The following is a 14,970-nucleotide window of genomic DNA, read 5'->3' on the forward strand; positions in this document are numbered from 1 at the left end:
AACCGCATGCCGCTGGGCAGCGCCGCACTGGCCGGCACTACTTACCCGATCGATCGCGAGTACACCGCTCAACTGCTGGGCTTCGACGCGGTCGGCGGTAACTCCCTGGACAACGTGTCCGATCGCGACTTCGCCATCGAGTTCTGCTCGGCCGCGAGCATCGCGATGATGCACTTGTCGCGTTTCTCCGAAGAATTGGTGCTATGGACCAGCGCACAGTTCCAGTTCATCGATCTGCCGGATCGTTTCTGCACCGGCAGCTCAATCATGCCGCAAAAGAAAAACCCGGACGTGCCGGAACTGGTTCGCGGCAAGACTGGCCGGGTATTCGGCGCGCTGATGGGCTTGCTGACCTTGATGAAAGGCCAGCCACTGGCCTACAACAAGGACAACCAGGAAGACAAGGAACCGCTGTTCGACGCCGCCGACACCCTGCGCGATTCGCTGCGCGCCTTCGCCGACATGATCCCGGCGATCAAGCCCAAGCACGCGATGATGCGCGAAGCGGCCCTGCGTGGTTTCTCCACCGCCACCGACCTGGCTGACTATCTGGTACGCCGTGGCCTGCCGTTCCGTGATTGCCACGAGATTGTTGGCCACGCGGTGAAGTATGGCGTGGAAAGCGGCAAGGACCTGGCGGAAATGAGCCTGGAAGAACTGCGCAAGTTCAGCGATCAGATCGAGCAGGATGTATTTGCCGTGCTGACCCTGGAAGGCTCGGTGAATGCCCGTGACCATATCGGCGGGACTGCGCCGGCGCAGGTCAAGAAAGCCGTGGCTCGCGGCCAGGCGTTGCTCGCCAGCCGTTAAATTGCCAAAAGCTTCGCGAGCAAGCCCGCTCCCACATTAGGTGAGTAGTGAACGCAAAATTTTGTGAACACTGGAGATCCAATGTGGGAGCGGGCTTGCTCGCGAAGGCATTCTCAAGATCGTTACACGTCTACTTTTTGGACGCGATCATCTCCAGAAACGCAGGCATCGCCGCGTCTTTATCCTTTGCGATCCGCTGCACATGCGGATTCTGCCCCAGACGCTCCAGCAGCGCCCTGGCCGCCGGCATCCCGGCCAACAGATCGATATCGAACAGCTTCTGCGCCACGGCACAGGCCATCGGCACGCTGTACAGGAAATACAAATCCGCAATGCTGAGACTGTCGCCCGCTACGTAAGGGGCGAACTTGCCATGCCTGCCCAGCGAGGCGACCCCCAGCAGCAGCTCGGCCTTGGTCTTGTCCTTGATCGCCTCCGGCACAGACATGCCGAAAAACGCTTCGGGGTAGCAGGCGCGCGCCGGCAGTTCGATGTACAACTCGATTTCCTTGGCCAACGCCAGCGCCTGCGCTCGCTCGAAGGGCTCGCTGGACAGCAGCGGCGTGCCTTTCTGGCTCTGCTCGAGGTACTCGAGAATCACACTGGTTTCGTTGATGAAACCTTGTTCGACGGCCAGCACCGGAACCTTCCCACGCGGGCTGATGTTGAGCGTCTCGGGGGTCTGGCCCGGGTAAAACGGCACCTCTTCAAATGGCAGTCCCTTCTCCAGCAACGCCAGCTTGACCATGTTGTAGTAGTTACTGACGCAAAATCCATAAAGCTTGAGCATTACATAGCCTCCAGGCCGTGCAAGGGGTTGGCAGCGCCAGTTATAGAACGCCCGGGCACTTCTTGCCAGCAGCATCACAGCGCTGAATGCAGGTAAACTGGCCGCCTTAACTTGAGGAGCCTGCCATGAGCGAGCCAACTGATATCGAGATCGACGAAGAAGAGTTCGCCGAAAACACCCTGATCGAAGCCATCGAAAACCAGATCGAAAGCGACAACCCGCCAGCTGCCAAGGCCACGTTCAACAAGCTGACCCTGGTGGGTTACGAGCGTGATGAAATCCTCAACCTGATGGCCCACGTGCTGGCGGTGGAAATCGACGCGATCCTCGAGGAAGACCGCGCGTTCAACACCGAATGGTACGAAGCTGCGCTGCGCGCTCTGCCAGAGTTGCCGCCGGAAAAGAAATAAGCCAACACCCCTCCCCTGTAGGAGCGAGGCTTGCCCGCGAAAGACTCACCGCGGTCTATCTGCAAAACCGCGTCACCGTTCTTCGCGGGCAAGCCTCGCTCCTACAACACCCCGTTACCGGGGGAAGGCGAAAAAAACCCTGTTACGAGCACTGGACATGCTGCGCGAGTGGGATCACCTTAGGAGCGCTATCGTCCAATTCCTAGAAAGTCTGGAGTCCTTATGTCGCTTACCCCTGAGTTGGTTGCCGAACTGGAAATCCTCGCCCTCTTCAACCTGGACAGTTCCCAGGAAGGTTTGAAAATTCATCAGACCGCTGCCCCGAAAGCCATTGCCGCCGCCCAAAGACTGTTCGATAAAGAATTGATCACCCAGCCCGATGGCGGTTATCTGACCAGCCTGGGGCGTGACGCTGCACAAAATGTGCAAACCGTTCTAACCATTCTGTCCGTGCGCGAAACAGCCTGAGCCTCACCGCATCGCCCACGGAAACCTCTGTCACGGGATTTCCGCGGGCACACTTTGGTGCCCGCTGTCGCCGTGCGATAGAAACCTGACGCCAGAAATACAAAATCAGCTTAAAAGTCCCGGGGCCGAGGCGCTAAACTGCCCCTCATCCCGAGCCCTCCACGTCCGAGCCCCGCGAGCCGGATTGAGCTGACATGACCCGCACCCATGAAATCCGCCCCGATCTGGACGAGGGAATCGACCGCAAGGTTCTCAGCCAGCTGCGCGCCCGTTTTCTGAAGCTCAACGAGGGCCGCATGGCCCGTGCCATGGAAGGGTTGTCGACCCGCCAGCAAACGGTGCTGACCTTGCTGCCGCTGTTTTTCCACGTCAATCATCCGCTGTTGCCGGGTTATGTTTCGGGTAGCACCCCGGCCGGGCTGTCGAATTTCGAACCTGACGCCAACGCCCTTGCCGAAGCCCAGCGCCTGACCCGCTCGTTTTCCTACAAGCCGCGCCACGGCAGCAATCCGCCACGACCGATTCACGGCCTGTTCCTGATGGGCAGCCTCGGTACCTTGGCCCAGGCCGATCAGAGCGATATGGACGTCTGGGTCTGTCACGGGCCGGACTTGAGCGAAAGCGAGCTCACAGAACTGCGCAAGAAATGCCAGTTGCTTGAGACATGGGCCGCCAGCCAAGGTGCCGAGGCACATTTCTTCCTGATCGACCCGGCTCGCTTCATACTCGGTGAGCGCGATACCCAACTGAGTTCGGAAGACTGTGGCACCACCCAACACTATCTGCTGCTGGACGAGTTCTACCGCACCGCGATCTGGCTGGCTGGCCGTACACCCATCTGGTGGCTGGTGCCGGTTTACGAAGAGGCAGCGTACGACCGTTATACCCACACGCTGTTATCCAAGCGCTTCATCCGTGCCGACGAGACTCTGGACCTGGGGCATCTGTCGTATATCCCGCCCGGGGAGTTCATCGGTGCCGGGCTCTGGCAGTTGTTCAAGGGCATCGAGTCACCGTACAAATCGGTGCTCAAACTGCTGCTGACCGAGGTGTACGCCAGCGAACACCCCAAGGTCCACTGCCTGAGCCTGCGCTTCAAGCAGGCGGTGTTTGCCAATCGACTGGACCTCGACGAACTGGATCCATACGTCGTGGTGTACCGGCGCATCGAGGAATACCTCACGGCCCGGGGCGAACCGGAACGCCTGGAACTGGTACGCCGCGCGCTGTACTTGAAGGTCAATCGCAAACTCACCGGCAGCAGTGGTCGTACCCAGAACTGGCAGCGTTCGTTGCTCGAACGCCTGGCCCATGAATGGCAGTGGGATCAGCGTCAGCTCGCATTGCTCGACAGCCGCAGCCAGTGGAAAGTCCGCCAGGTCAGCGCCGAACGCCGAGCCCTGGTTGGCGAGCTGAATTACAGCTACCGCTTCCTGACGCAGTTTGCCCGCAACGAGCAGACCGTCAGCCTGATCAACAAGCGCGACCTCAATGTGCTGGGCCGGCGGCTGTACGCGGCCTTCGAGCGCAAGGCCGACAAGGTCGAATTCATCAACCCGGGCATCGCTCCCGATCTGGCCGAAGACACCTTGACGCTGGTGCAGGCGCCAAACAAGAAAGAACCGGGGCAAACCCAATGGGGTTTGTACAACGGCAGCCTGACGGCCCATGAGTGGGAGCATTTCGCGCCGATCAAGCGCAGCCGTCAGTTGCTGGAACTGCTTACCTGGTGCCACCGCAACGGCGTGATCGACAGCAGCACCCGCCTGGCCCTGCACCCCGGCACCAGCGACTTGAGCGAGTTCGAACTGTTCAACCTGCTCGGCAGCCTGCAACAAAGCATCGCCCTGCCCCTGACCACTGTCGCCGAAGAGCCTTTGCTGCGCGCCAGTGTGCCCAGCGAAGTGTTGATTCTGGTGAACGTCGGCATCGATCCGCTCAAGCACCATCGCGACCTGAACATCCTGATGACCACCGAGCGCACCGACTCGCTGAGTTACGCCGGCGTGCGAGAAAACCTGGTGCTGACCCTTGATCAGGTCACGCTCAATAGCTGGAACGAAGTGCTGGTCAGCCGCTTTGACGGTCCCCACGCCCTGCTCGACTGCCTGCGCGATTACCTCAGTACCCTGCCGGACGGGCCACAACAGCCCAAGCTGCGGGTGCGCTGTTTCTGCCACAACCGCGCCCAATTCATTGCCCGGCGGGTCGAAGAAATCCTCGACACCGCGCAGACCCTGCTGCTGAGCAAACTCAATCATCGTTACCTGATTCAGGTCCAGCAGCACTACCATGTGCTGGAGCTGGTGCCGGGCCAGGTCAATCACATTGCCCTCGCCACCCTGCCGGCGCTGTTCGATTACCTCGGCGAAGAACTGGCGAGCTACAGCCCGTTTCATCTGGACCCGATGGCACTGGAAGACCACGACCTGGCGCTGATCCTGCCCATGGGGCAACCCGACTGCGTTCAGGTGTTCTACCGGATCAACGAACACCAGGCCGATGTGTATGTACTGGATGAATTCAATGCCCTGTGGCAGCAGCGCTTGCCTTATCACGACGAACAAAGCCTGTTGGTGCCGCTGCAACGCTTCCTGCAATCGATCCAGTACCGGCGCGATGCCTTGCTGCCGATGGACGCCGCCCAGCCATTGAGTCTGGACACTTTGTATTACCAGTTGTTGCCTTCAGGTATCGCACGGGCGCGTCGGGTCGAAGCTCGGCCAGCACCGCAAAACCCGGTCGACAAACCGTTCTATGACGTACAAGCCATCGTCGGCAAAGCCGCACCAGGGCAGGTGCAGGTCACGTTGTATTGCAATCAGCGGGAATTTTCCGAGCTGGAATATGGCGACCAACTGTTCAGCGTGGTCGCCCGGGAAATCGTCGAGCAGCGCCGCAAGACCGAACGCTATCGCTGCTACATCACCGACCTGGACCTGTCGGGCCTGCTCGGTGATGGTCAGGGTTCAAGCCAGCTGTATCTGCGCTACAAGGCCGACCTGGAACGCGCACTGAACGAAGCGCTCGAGCAGGTCTGAGGGGTTTATTCCGGAAAGTGGCCGCCCTCGGCCGGCTGCGATTCCACTTCTAGCAGGGTCAGTTTCAGCGTTTTGCCGCCCGGAGCCGGCCAGTCGATGTGCTGACCGACTTTCAACCCCAGCAAAGCACTGCCCACCGGCGCCAGAATGGAAATCCGGCCTTCGTCGGCGTTGGCATCCTTGGGGTAAACCAGGGTCAGGTGATAGTCCTTGCCGCTGCTCTCTTCACGGCAATGCACACGGGAATTCATGGTCACGACATCGGCGGGCACTTCATCGTGACCGACCAGGGTATCGGCGCGATCCAGTTCGGTTTGCAGCGCGATAACGCCCGGCAGCGTGTCATCCAGGCTGTCGATCAGGCGCTCCAGACGTTGCACGTCCAGACGGGTAAGGGTGATGGAAGGTGCGGTCATGATCAGGGCAGACTCCTTTCTTCTGCACGAAAAAAGCAAAACCCCGCCAGAAAAAGGCGGGGTTTTCACGAGCCTCGATGGGTTGAGGCGTCTCTGGACACTATCACAGCTCAATAAATATACAAGTGAGGGGCGACGACACACTTTTGTAGCAGCTGGCGAAGCCTGCGTCCGGCTGCGCAGCAGTCGTGTAATCAGGTGATACGGTGTTTCAGGAATACCGCGCATTCAGGTTTTACGACTGCTGCGCAGCCGGACGCAGGCTTCGCCAGCTGCTACAGGTCGCGTGAAGGCGTCAGGTGGCGGTCTTGCGCTGTGCGGCCTGGGCGCAGATGACACGCCGCCGCTCATCATCGGCCGAACGCCATTCGCGAATGTCTTCGACATGGCGAAAACACCCCAGACAAACCTTCTGCTCATCCAGCCGACACACACCGCTGCACGGCGAAGGCACCGCCGGGCTAACGTTGCTATAGAGCGGTTTAGGCAGACGAACGGGCGCAGGCTGGGTCACGATCTCACAGGCCTTCGAAATCGAGTTCGACGTCGGCTTGCTGCTTGACGATGCGCTCAAGCATTTCGCCCAGTTGCTCGTCGCTCTTGTCGCACATCCAGCGTTTGCTCTCTTCGTCGTAGTCGAAGTGGAAGCCGCCTGACACCGCCGCCAGCCACAACTGCCGCAATGGCTCCTGCCGACTGAAGATCAGCGCGCTGCCGTTTTCGAACTTGACGGTGAGCACACCGGCCGAGCTCTCCAGATCGATATCCAGGTCACTCTCGTCAAAAATATCCTCCAGCGTCTGCTGGGTGGCATCGACCAGATCGTGGAAACGGGCTTCGGTCAAACTCATTGCGGGAACCTCAAAAAGTGTCTACTCACGCTCAAGCGCCGCAAGATACGGGCGAGCTCCGGTGATTGCAAAGGATAACCACCAAGGGCTCGCTAGCGTTATGAAATATCGACGCAAGACCTGATAGCGCCAAATCTAATGTGGGAGCGGGCTTGCTCGCGAAAGCGCCGTGTCAGTCGACATCAATATTGAATGAATGACCGCATTCGCGAGCAAGCCCGCTCCCACAATGGACTGCACATAACTTACCGGCATCCGGCGAAGGCCCGCCGGACGGGAGGCCCGTCGCATAGGCAAGCTGCCGGGTGGCCGGTATACTCCGGCGCAATTAACGCATTTTCAAGGATTTCGCCATGAAGCGCCTGATCTCTTCCCTTGCTGCGCTCGTCGCGGTTGCTTGCCTTGTGTCGGCCTGTGGTCAAAAAGGCCCGCTGTACCTGCCTGATGAAAATCAGGACCCAGCAGAGCAAGCCAAATCGTCGCAGCAGACTCCGTCGAAAGCCCACAAGCACGACGTCTACTAAGGGAACGCTATGGACGCTTTTAACTACCGTGACGGTGAGCTGTTCGCGGAAGGGGTTGCCCTGTCCGCCATCGCCGAGCGCTTTGGTACACCGACCTACGTCTACTCCCGTGCCCACATCGAAGCCCAGTACCTGGCTTACGCCGATGCGCTGGCCGGCGTGCCGCACCTGGTCTGCTTTGCGGTCAAGGCCAATTCCAACCTGGGTGTACTGAATGTCCTGGCGCGTTTGGGCGCCGGTTTCGACATCGTTTCCCGTGGCGAGCTGGAACGCGTGCTGGCCGCTGGCGGCACTGCTGACAAGATCGTGTTCTCCGGTGTCGGCAAGACCCGTGACGACATGCGTCGTGCGCTGGAAGTCGGCGTGCACTGCTTCAACGTCGAGTCCACCGATGAGCTCGAACGCCTGCAAGTAGTGGCCGCCGAGCTGGGCGTTCGCGCGCCGATCTCGCTGCGCGTGAACCCGGATGTCGACGCCGGCACCCACCCGTACATTTCCACGGGTCTTAAAGAGAACAAGTTCGGCATCGCCATCGCCGACGCCGAAGACGTGTACATCCGTGCCGCGCAACTGCCTAACCTGGAAGTGGTCGGCGTCGATTGCCACATCGGTTCGCAACTGACCACCCTGCCGCCGTTCATCGACGCCCTTGACCGCCTGCTGGGCCTGGTCGACCGTCTCGGCGATTGCGGCATCTACCTGCGCCACATCGATCTCGGTGGCGGTTTGGGCGTGCGTTATCGCGATGAAGAGCCGCCATTGGCTGCCGACTACATCAAAGCCGTGCGCGAGCGTCTCGACGGTCGTGACCTGGCGCTGGTGTTCGAGCCGGGCCGTTTCATCGTCGCCAACGCCGGCGTGCTGCTGACCCAGGTCGAGTACCTCAAGCATACCGAGCACAAAGACTTCGCCATCGTCGACGCGGCCATGAACGACCTGATCCGCCCGGCGCTGTACCAAGCCTGGATGGACGTCACCGCCGTGCGCCCGCGCAACAGCGCCGCTCGCGCCTACGACATCGTCGGCCCGATCTGCGAAACCGGCGACTTCCTGGCCAAGGATCGTCAACTGGCCCTGGAAGAAGGCGATCTGCTGGCCGTGCATTCGGCCGGTGCCTATGGGTTTGTCATGAGTTCCAACTACAACACCCGTGGCCGCGCCGCTGAAGTGTTGGTGGACGGTGATCAGGCATTTGAAGTGCGTCGCCGTGAGACGGTAGCCGAGTTGTTTGCTGGCGAAAGCCTGCTGCCGGAGTAAAACCATGCTGCTGCGTTTTACCAAGATGCACGGCCTGGGCAATGATTTCATGGTCCTCGACCTGGTCAGCCAGCACGCGCACATCCTGCCCAAGCACGCCAAGCAATGGGGCGATCGGCACACCGGCATCGGCTTCGACCAGTTGCTGATCGTTGAGGCGCCCAGCAACCCGGACGTGGATTTCCGCTATCGGATCTTCAACGCCGACGGCTCCGAAGTGGAACAGTGCGGCAACGGTGCGCGCTGTTTCGCCCGCTTCGTGCTCGACAAGCGCCTGACCGCCAAGCGGCTGATTCGCGTCGAGACCAAAAGCGGCATCATCGAACTGGACATCCGCAACGATGGCCAGATCAGCGTCAACATGGGCGCCCCGCGCCTGGTGCCGGCCGAGATTCCGTTCGAAGCCCCGAACCAGGCCCTGAGCTATCAGGTCGACGTCGACGGCACCACGGTCGAACTGGCCGCAGTGTCCATGGGCAACCCCCATGCCGTGTTGCGGGTCAGCGACATCAACAACGCACCGGTGCATGAACTGGGGCCGAAAATCGAACATCACCCGCGCTTCCCGGCACGGGTCAATGTCGGTTTTCTCCAGGTCATCGACCGGAGCCGCGCGCAGTTGCGCGTCTGGGAACGCGGGGCCGGGGAAACCCAGGCGTGCGGAACCGGCGCCTGTGCTGCCGCAGTGGCCGCGATCAGCCAGGGGTGGATGGATTCGCCGCTATTGATCGACCTGCCCGGCGGGCGTCTGTCCATTGAATGGGCAGGCCCAGGCCAACCGGTCATGATGACTGGCCCGGCAGTGCGCGTATACGAAGGACAAGTGCGTCTTTGAGTGAGCCAAATCCATGACCGACAAGCCCCAGGTTCCCGCCCTACAGCCCGACGAATCTCCTTCCGAAAGCCTTGAGGCGGCGGCGATTGCCGCGTACCTGGAGGCTCATCCGGATTTCTTCATCGAGCACGAAGAACTGCTCCCGGCCCTGCGCATTCCGCACCAGCGCGGCGACACCATTTCGCTGGTCGAACGCCAGATGACGATTCTGCGCGACCGCAACATCGAGTTGCGTCATCGCCTCTCACACTTGATGGACGTGGCCCGGGACAACGATCGACTTTTTGACAAGACCCGCCGCCTGATCCTCGCGCTGATGGACGCCACCAGCCTGGAAGATGTGGTGATCAGCGTTGAAGACAGCCTGCGGCAAGACTTCCAGGTGCCCTTCGTCAGCCTGATCCTTCTCGGCGACAACCCGATGCCGGTGGGTCGCTGGGTGACGCATGCCGAGGCGCAAACGGCCATTGGCGGCTTGCTCTCGGAAGACAAAAGCGTCAGCGGCAGCCTGCGTGAGCATGAACTGGACTTCCTGTTCGGTGAAGAACAGCGCAAGCAGATCGGCTCCACCGCCGTCGTCGCCATCAGCCATCAGGGCATCCATGGCGTCCTGGCCATCGCCAGCCGCGATCCGCAGCACTACAAGAGCTCGGTAGGCACGCTGTTTTTGAGCTACATCGCCGAAGTCATGGGCCGCGTGCTGCCACGGGTCAACAACTCCCTGCGCTCGGTACGCTGACCATGGAACGACAACTGGACGCTTACTGCGAACACCTGCGCAGTGAGCGGCAGGTGTCGCCGCACACGCTGTACGCCTACCGCCGCGACCTCGATAAAGTGCTGGGTTGGTGCATCAAACAGAACATCGACAGCTGGGCAGCGCTGGACATCCAGCGCCTGCGCAGCCTGATCGCTCGCCTGCATGCCCAAGGTCAATCGTCCCGCAGTCTGGCGCGGTTGCTGTCAGCAGTGCGCGGGCTCTATCACTATCTAAACCGTGAAGGCTTGTGCGATCACGACCCGGCCAATGGCCTGGCACCGCCCAAGGGCGAACGTCGCCTGCCGAAAACCCTCGACACTGACCGCGCGCTGCAACTGCTTGAGGGTGCGGTAGAGGATGATTTTCTCGCGCGTCGGGATCAGGCCATTCTGGAACTGTTCTATTCCTCCGGCCTGCGGCTTTCTGAATTGACAGGGCTCAATCTTGATCAGCTGGATCTGGCTGACGGCATGGTCCAGGTGCTCGGCAAGGGCAGCAAGACTCGACTGTTGCCAGTGGGCAAAAAGGCTCGCGAAGCACTGGAACTGTGGCTGCCACTGCGGGCCATGACCAACCCGGCGGACGACGCAGTGTTTGTCAGCCAGCAAGGCCGGCGTCTCGGTCCACGGGCGATTCAGGTACGGGTCAAGGCTGCCGGCGAGCGCGAACTGGGGCAGAATCTGCACCCGCACATGTTGCGACACTCCTTCGCCAGCCATTTGCTGGAGTCCTCTCAGGACTTGCGGGCGGTGCAGGAACTGCTCGGCCACTCAGACATCAAGACCACCCAGATCTATACCCACCTGGACTTCCAGCACCTGGCGACGGTCTATGACAGTGCCCATCCACGGGCCAAACGCATTAAAGGCGATGATTCATGACCATCCAATTGATCACCTTCGACCTCGACGACACCCTGTGGGACACCGCCCCGGTGATCGCCAGCGCCGAAGTCGTATTGCGTGAATGGCTGACCGAGCAAGCACCGAGCCTTGGCGCAGTGCCGGTGGAACACCTGTGGTCGATTCGCGAGCGAGTGCTGAGCCACGAACCGAGCCTCAAGCACCGCATCAGTGCCTTGCGTCGACGGGTGTTGTTCCATGCACTGGAAGAAGCCGGTTACGGACATGCTGAAGCATCCGACCTGGCCGATCAGGGTTTTGAAGTGTTTCTGCATGCACGACATCAGATCGAAGTGTTCCCTGAAGTCGAGCCGACGCTGGAGACGCTGGCCAAGCATTACGCCTTAGGCGTGGTGACCAACGGCAATGCCGATGTGCGTCGGCTGGGGCTGGCGGATTACTTCAAGTTTGCCCTGTGCGCCGAAGACATCGGCATCGCCAAACCCGATGCGCGACTGTTTCATGAAGCGCTGCAGCGGGGCGGCGCGACCGCCGAAACAGCGGTGCATATTGGCGACCATCCCGGCGATGACATTGCCGGCGCGCAGCAGGCGGGGTTACGTGCGATCTGGTTTAACCCGGCGGGCAAGGTGTGGGAAGCACAGACGGCACCGGATGCCGAGATTCGTAGCCTGAACGAATTACCGGGGTTGTTGGCGCGGTGGAATGCCCAACACTAATCCTGTGTAAGTACACAAATACAATGTGGGAGCGGGCTTGCTCGCGAAGGGGCCCCGTCAGCCACCATTAATGTCGGCTGACACACCGCTTTCGCGAGCAAGCCCGCTCCCACATAGGATGGCGCCCCGCCCAAAATTTTTATTCCACCCATGAAAAAGCCCGCAGCGACGGCGGGCTTTTTCAGCAAGCAAGAAGCAGGCGCTTAGATAGGCCGGCTGCCGTACTTGTTATCAGGCTTCTTGGGAGGATCGGCGACCACATTGGCCTCCACTTCCTGCACCTTGCCGCCCCGTGCCAGAAACTCTTCCATGGCCTTGGCCAGGGCGTCGCGTTCCTTGTTCTTGGCTTCGACGCTCGGCAGCTCATCGACCGATACCGCAGCCTTGACCTTGCCTTTGGCAGTCGGAACGGGCACATCACCGCTGTCGTCTTCAGCGACGTCTTCTGCCGCCGCTTCAAGGCCTTCTTCGGTTTCGTCTTCGTCGCCTACTTCGAGGTCGTCGTTTTCCAGATCATCGTCGCTCATGTTCTACCTCATGACTTGCGAAAAGCAGATTAGTTATAGCCCAGCTTTGCCGTCTGTCGACGGCTGCCGGAAAAAAATCAACCACCGCTGGTAACCAGCGGTTTTATTCCCCTTCACCGTGCACGGTGGCGAGGACTTTACGGGCACCGCCATGATCACGGTGCTCGCCCAGATAAACACCTTGCCAGGTCCCCAACGCCAGTCGGCCTGCCGAGATCGGCAAACTGAGCTGACAGCCAAGTACGCTGGCCTTGAAGTGCGCCGGGAGGTCGTCCAGGCCTTCGTCGTTATGCTCATAGCCGTCTGTTCCTTGTGGGATCAGACGATTGAAAAATCGTTCGAAGTCGCGACGTACCGCCGGATCGGCGTTCTCGTTGATGGTCAACGACGCCGAGGTATGCTGTAGCCACAAATGCAACAGACCGACCCGACACGCCTTGAGTTCAGGCAAGCCAGCGAGTAATTCGTCCGTTACCAGATGAAAGCCCCGGGGCCGTGCTCGCAAGGTGATCAGAGTCTGTTGCCACATACTGTTCTCCGCACGTTCGGGGCGCATTCTAGCGCGCTCTGGAAAAAAACAAAGGCCCTAATATTCCTTCAATCGTGTAAGCCATTGGCCGCAGAAAAACGCCCGTCGTAAACGGGACTGAACGTGTATGAAAAAACCTTTCAGCCCTTCCTTCACTGACAAATCCCGGACAAAAAAATGCCCGGCAAGCCGGGCAAATTTTTTATGCGCGTGCTTACAAGTTGTAGCCGCGTTCGTTGTGAAGCGCCAGATCGATGCCGACAGCCTCTTCTTCCTCGGTGATACGCAGCCCCATGACCGCGTCCAGGACCTTGAGGATGATAAAGGTGACGATCGCGGTGTAGATCACCGTGAAGCCCACGCCTTTGCACTGGATCCAGACTTGTGCACCGATGTCGGTCACGGTGCCAAAGCCACCAAGGGCCGGTGCCGCGAACACACCGGTCAGGATTGCGCCGAGGATACCGCCGATACCATGCACGCCGAAGGCATCCAGGGAATCGTCATAACCGAGTTTGCGTTTCAGGGTGGTGGCGCAGAAGAAGCACACCACGCCCGCCGCCAGACCGATCACCAGAGCGCCCATCGGGCCCACGGTGCCTGCCGCCGGAGTGATTGCAACCAGACCGGCCACCACACCCGAGGCGATACCCAGTGCGCTTGGTTTGCCGTGGGTGATCCACTCGGCAAACATCCAGCCCAGCGCCGCCGCAGCGGTGGCGATCTGGGTGACCAGCATCGCCATGCCGGCAGTGCCGTTAGCGGCGGCAGCGGAACCGGCGTTGAAACCGAACCAGCCGACCCACAGCATCGCGGCGCCCATCAGGGTGTAGCCGAGGTTGTGCGGGGCCATCGGGGTGGTCGGGAAACCTTTACGCTTGCCCAACACCAGGCAGGCAATCAGACCGGCCACACCAGCGTTGATGTGCACCACGGTGCCGCCGGCGAAGTCGAGAACGCCCCAGTCCCACATCAGTCCGCCGTTACCGGACCAGACCATGTGCGCGATCGGTGCATAAACCAGGGTGAACCAGATGCCCATGAAGATCAGCATGGCGGAGAACTTCATCCGCTCGGCGAACGCACCGACGATCAACGCTGGGGTGATGATGGCGAAAGTCATCTGGAAGGTGATGAAGACCGCCTCGGGGAACAGCGCCGCGGGGCCGGTCAGGCTCGAAGGCGTGACACCGGCGAGGAACGCCTTGCCCATGCCGCCGAAGAACGAGTTGAAGTTGACGACGCCCTGCTCCATGCCGGTGGTGTCGAACGCAATGCTATAGCCATAAATGACCCACAGAATGCTGATCAGACCGGTAATGGCGAAGCACTGCATCATCACGGAAAGAATGTTTTTCGAGCGAACCATGCCGCCGTAGAACAGCGCGAGACCGGGAATGGTCATGAACAGCACAAGGGCTGTCGAGGTCATCATCCAGGCGGTATCGCCGGAGTTGAGGACTGGGGCCGCCACTTCGTCTGCCGCCATGGCCAAGCCGGGCATTACGAGGGACAACAGGGCTCCTAGCCCTGCGATTTTACGCAGAGTCATATTGTTTTCTCCTGGGGCGTTGGGTTTGTGGCGGCTTAGATTGCGTCGGTATCGGTTTCGCCGGTACGGATGCGAATCGCCTGTTCCAGATTGACCACGAAGATCTTGCCGTCACCGATCTTGCCGGTGTTGGCAGCCTTGGTTATCGCCTCGATAACCCGGTCCAGATCCTTGTCGTCAATGGCGACATCGATCTTCACCTTGGGCAGAAAATCGACCACGTACTCCGCGCCGCGATACAGCTCGGTGTGACCCTTCTGCCGACCGAAGCCTTTGACCTCAGTAACGGTAATGCCCTGCACGCCGATCTCGGACAGCGACTCGCGCACGTCGTCCAGTTTGAACGGCTTGATGATGGCAGTGACTAGCTTCATGAAAACTCTCTCCCGAATTGGTGGACTTGCCCCAGGAAAACAAACCCGACTCAAGTCTAAGCGCAGTGCCTGGCTTTGTAACGCATCGTTCGGCCTTACCTGCCCGTCCGACGCCAGCTAACCACTCCGCACGAAACTTCCCCCGTTCCGCTTGGCGCACTGCATTCGTCACAGCGACTGCATCAGTGCATGGGTCACCAGCGACTAAGCAGAAAGCTTGCCATCTATCCAAAACCCATTGATT

Annotated in this window: 18 protein-coding genes; 10 read left to right on the top strand and 8 right to left on the bottom strand. The window is 60.2% G+C overall.

Translation table 11 applies throughout. The features are described 5' to 3' along the window. On the top strand, nucleotides 1–810 hold an 810-nt coding region (gene argH / locus ACIPLA_RS20595; protein WP_401175505.1), incomplete at its 5' end, for an argininosuccinate lyase. A 130-nt stretch (nucleotides 811–940) separates the two neighbouring features. On the opposite strand, the gene ACIPLA_RS20600 is transcribed toward argH, so the two are convergent. Then, nucleotides 941–1,600, bottom strand: a complete 660-nt coding sequence (locus tag ACIPLA_RS20600; RefSeq protein WP_401175508.1) for a glutathione S-transferase — start codon at nucleotides 1,598–1,600, stop codon at nucleotides 941–943. Between the two features lie 125 nt (nucleotides 1,601–1,725). On the opposite strand from ACIPLA_RS20600, the gene ACIPLA_RS20605 reads away from it, so the two are divergent. From ACIPLA_RS20605 to ACIPLA_RS20615, 3 genes are all read left to right on the top strand, one after another. Continuing rightward, nucleotides 1,726–2,010: a hypothetical protein gene (locus ACIPLA_RS20605; protein ID WP_218395398.1), complete on the top strand. Its 285-nt coding sequence runs from the start codon at nucleotides 1,726–1,728 to the stop codon at nucleotides 2,008–2,010. Nucleotides 2,011–2,232: 222 nt separating this feature from the next. Beyond that, nucleotides 2,233–2,478 carry a TIGR02647 family protein gene (locus ACIPLA_RS20610; protein ID WP_007894898.1) on the top strand — a complete coding sequence of 82 codons (246 nt, stop codon included), beginning with the start codon at nucleotides 2,233–2,235 and terminating at the stop codon, nucleotides 2,476–2,478. A 194-nt stretch (nucleotides 2,479–2,672) separates the two neighbouring features. Then, nucleotides 2,673–5,519 (top strand): class I adenylate cyclase, encoded by a 2,847-nt coding sequence (locus ACIPLA_RS20615; protein ID WP_401175512.1) that lies wholly within the window; start codon nucleotides 2,673–2,675, stop codon nucleotides 5,517–5,519. A gap of 5 nt (nucleotides 5,520–5,524) precedes the next feature. Here ACIPLA_RS20615 and rnk read toward each other — a convergent pair whose 3' ends face one another. The 3 genes from rnk to cyaY form a co-directional block, all read right to left on the bottom strand. After that, nucleotides 5,525–5,935, bottom strand: coding sequence for a nucleoside diphosphate kinase regulator (gene rnk, locus ACIPLA_RS20620; protein WP_123500472.1), 411 nt, complete (start codon nucleotides 5,933–5,935; stop codon nucleotides 5,525–5,527). Between the two features lie 295 nt (nucleotides 5,936–6,230). Next, entirely contained in the window at nucleotides 6,231–6,449 is a 219-nt protein-coding gene (locus tag ACIPLA_RS20625) for a DUF1289 domain-containing protein (RefSeq protein ID WP_218395402.1), read from the bottom strand. A 4-nt stretch (nucleotides 6,450–6,453) separates the two neighbouring features. Then, nucleotides 6,454–6,786 (bottom strand): iron donor protein CyaY, encoded by a 333-nt coding sequence (gene cyaY, locus ACIPLA_RS20630; RefSeq protein ID WP_007894889.1) that lies wholly within the window; start codon nucleotides 6,784–6,786, stop codon nucleotides 6,454–6,456. A gap of 353 nt (nucleotides 6,787–7,139) precedes the next feature. Between cyaY and ACIPLA_RS20635 the strand changes: the two genes are divergently transcribed. The 6 genes from ACIPLA_RS20635 to ACIPLA_RS20660 are packed head-to-tail and all read left to right on the top strand — an operon-like array spanning nucleotide 7,140 to nucleotide 11,744. Continuing rightward, nucleotides 7,140–7,310, top strand: a complete 171-nt coding sequence (locus ACIPLA_RS20635; protein WP_074871901.1) for a lipoprotein — start codon at nucleotides 7,140–7,142, stop codon at nucleotides 7,308–7,310. A gap of 9 nt (nucleotides 7,311–7,319) precedes the next feature. Next, a complete protein-coding gene (lysA, locus tag ACIPLA_RS20640; protein ID WP_218395404.1) occupies nucleotides 7,320–8,567 on the top strand; it encodes a diaminopimelate decarboxylase in 1,248 nt (415 codons plus the stop codon). A 4-nt stretch (nucleotides 8,568–8,571) separates the two neighbouring features. Beyond that, nucleotides 8,572–9,402, top strand: coding sequence for a diaminopimelate epimerase (gene dapF, locus ACIPLA_RS20645; RefSeq protein ID WP_218395406.1), 831 nt, complete (start codon nucleotides 8,572–8,574; stop codon nucleotides 9,400–9,402). A gap of 13 nt (nucleotides 9,403–9,415) precedes the next feature. Then, on the top strand, nucleotides 9,416–10,141 hold the full coding sequence (locus ACIPLA_RS20650) for a DUF484 family protein (protein WP_123500476.1): 726 nt from the start codon (nucleotides 9,416–9,418) through the stop codon (nucleotides 10,139–10,141). A 2-nt stretch (nucleotides 10,142–10,143) separates the two neighbouring features. Then, the gene (gene xerC / locus ACIPLA_RS20655) at nucleotides 10,144–11,043 is read left to right on the top strand and encodes a tyrosine recombinase XerC (RefSeq protein ID WP_008007548.1); all 900 of its coding nucleotides are present in this window, start codon (nucleotides 10,144–10,146) and stop codon (nucleotides 11,041–11,043) included. Further along, entirely contained in the window at nucleotides 11,040–11,744 is a 705-nt protein-coding gene (locus tag ACIPLA_RS20660) for an HAD family hydrolase (protein ID WP_401175520.1), read from the top strand. Before xerC ends, ACIPLA_RS20660 begins: the two co-directional genes overlap by 4 nt. 203 nt (nucleotides 11,745–11,947) lie before the next feature. Here the strand turns inward: ACIPLA_RS20660 and sutA are convergent, their stop codons facing one another. The 4 genes from sutA to glnK form a co-directional block, all read right to left on the bottom strand. Next, nucleotides 11,948–12,271 carry a transcriptional regulator SutA gene (sutA, locus tag ACIPLA_RS20665; RefSeq protein ID WP_123500482.1) on the bottom strand — a complete coding sequence of 108 codons (324 nt, stop codon included), beginning with the start codon at nucleotides 12,269–12,271 and terminating at the stop codon, nucleotides 11,948–11,950. Nucleotides 12,272–12,374: 103 nt separating this feature from the next. Then, nucleotides 12,375–12,800 carry a secondary thiamine-phosphate synthase enzyme YjbQ gene (locus tag ACIPLA_RS20670; protein WP_007894872.1) on the bottom strand — a complete coding sequence of 142 codons (426 nt, stop codon included), beginning with the start codon at nucleotides 12,798–12,800 and terminating at the stop codon, nucleotides 12,375–12,377. Nucleotides 12,801–13,014: 214 nt separating this feature from the next. Further along, on the bottom strand, nucleotides 13,015–14,352 hold the full coding sequence (locus ACIPLA_RS20675; RefSeq protein ID WP_218395410.1) for an ammonium transporter: 1,338 nt from the start codon (nucleotides 14,350–14,352) through the stop codon (nucleotides 13,015–13,017). Between the two features lie 35 nt (nucleotides 14,353–14,387). After that, the gene (gene glnK / locus ACIPLA_RS20680) at nucleotides 14,388–14,726 is read right to left on the bottom strand and encodes a P-II family nitrogen regulator (RefSeq protein WP_002555808.1); all 339 of its coding nucleotides are present in this window, start codon (nucleotides 14,724–14,726) and stop codon (nucleotides 14,388–14,390) included. Between the last annotated feature and the right edge of the window lie 244 nt (nucleotides 14,727–14,970).

It is taken from the genome of Pseudomonas sp. NPDC086112 (genome assembly GCF_044746425.1).
Classification (GTDB): domain Bacteria; phylum Pseudomonadota; class Gammaproteobacteria; order Pseudomonadales; family Pseudomonadaceae; genus Aquipseudomonas.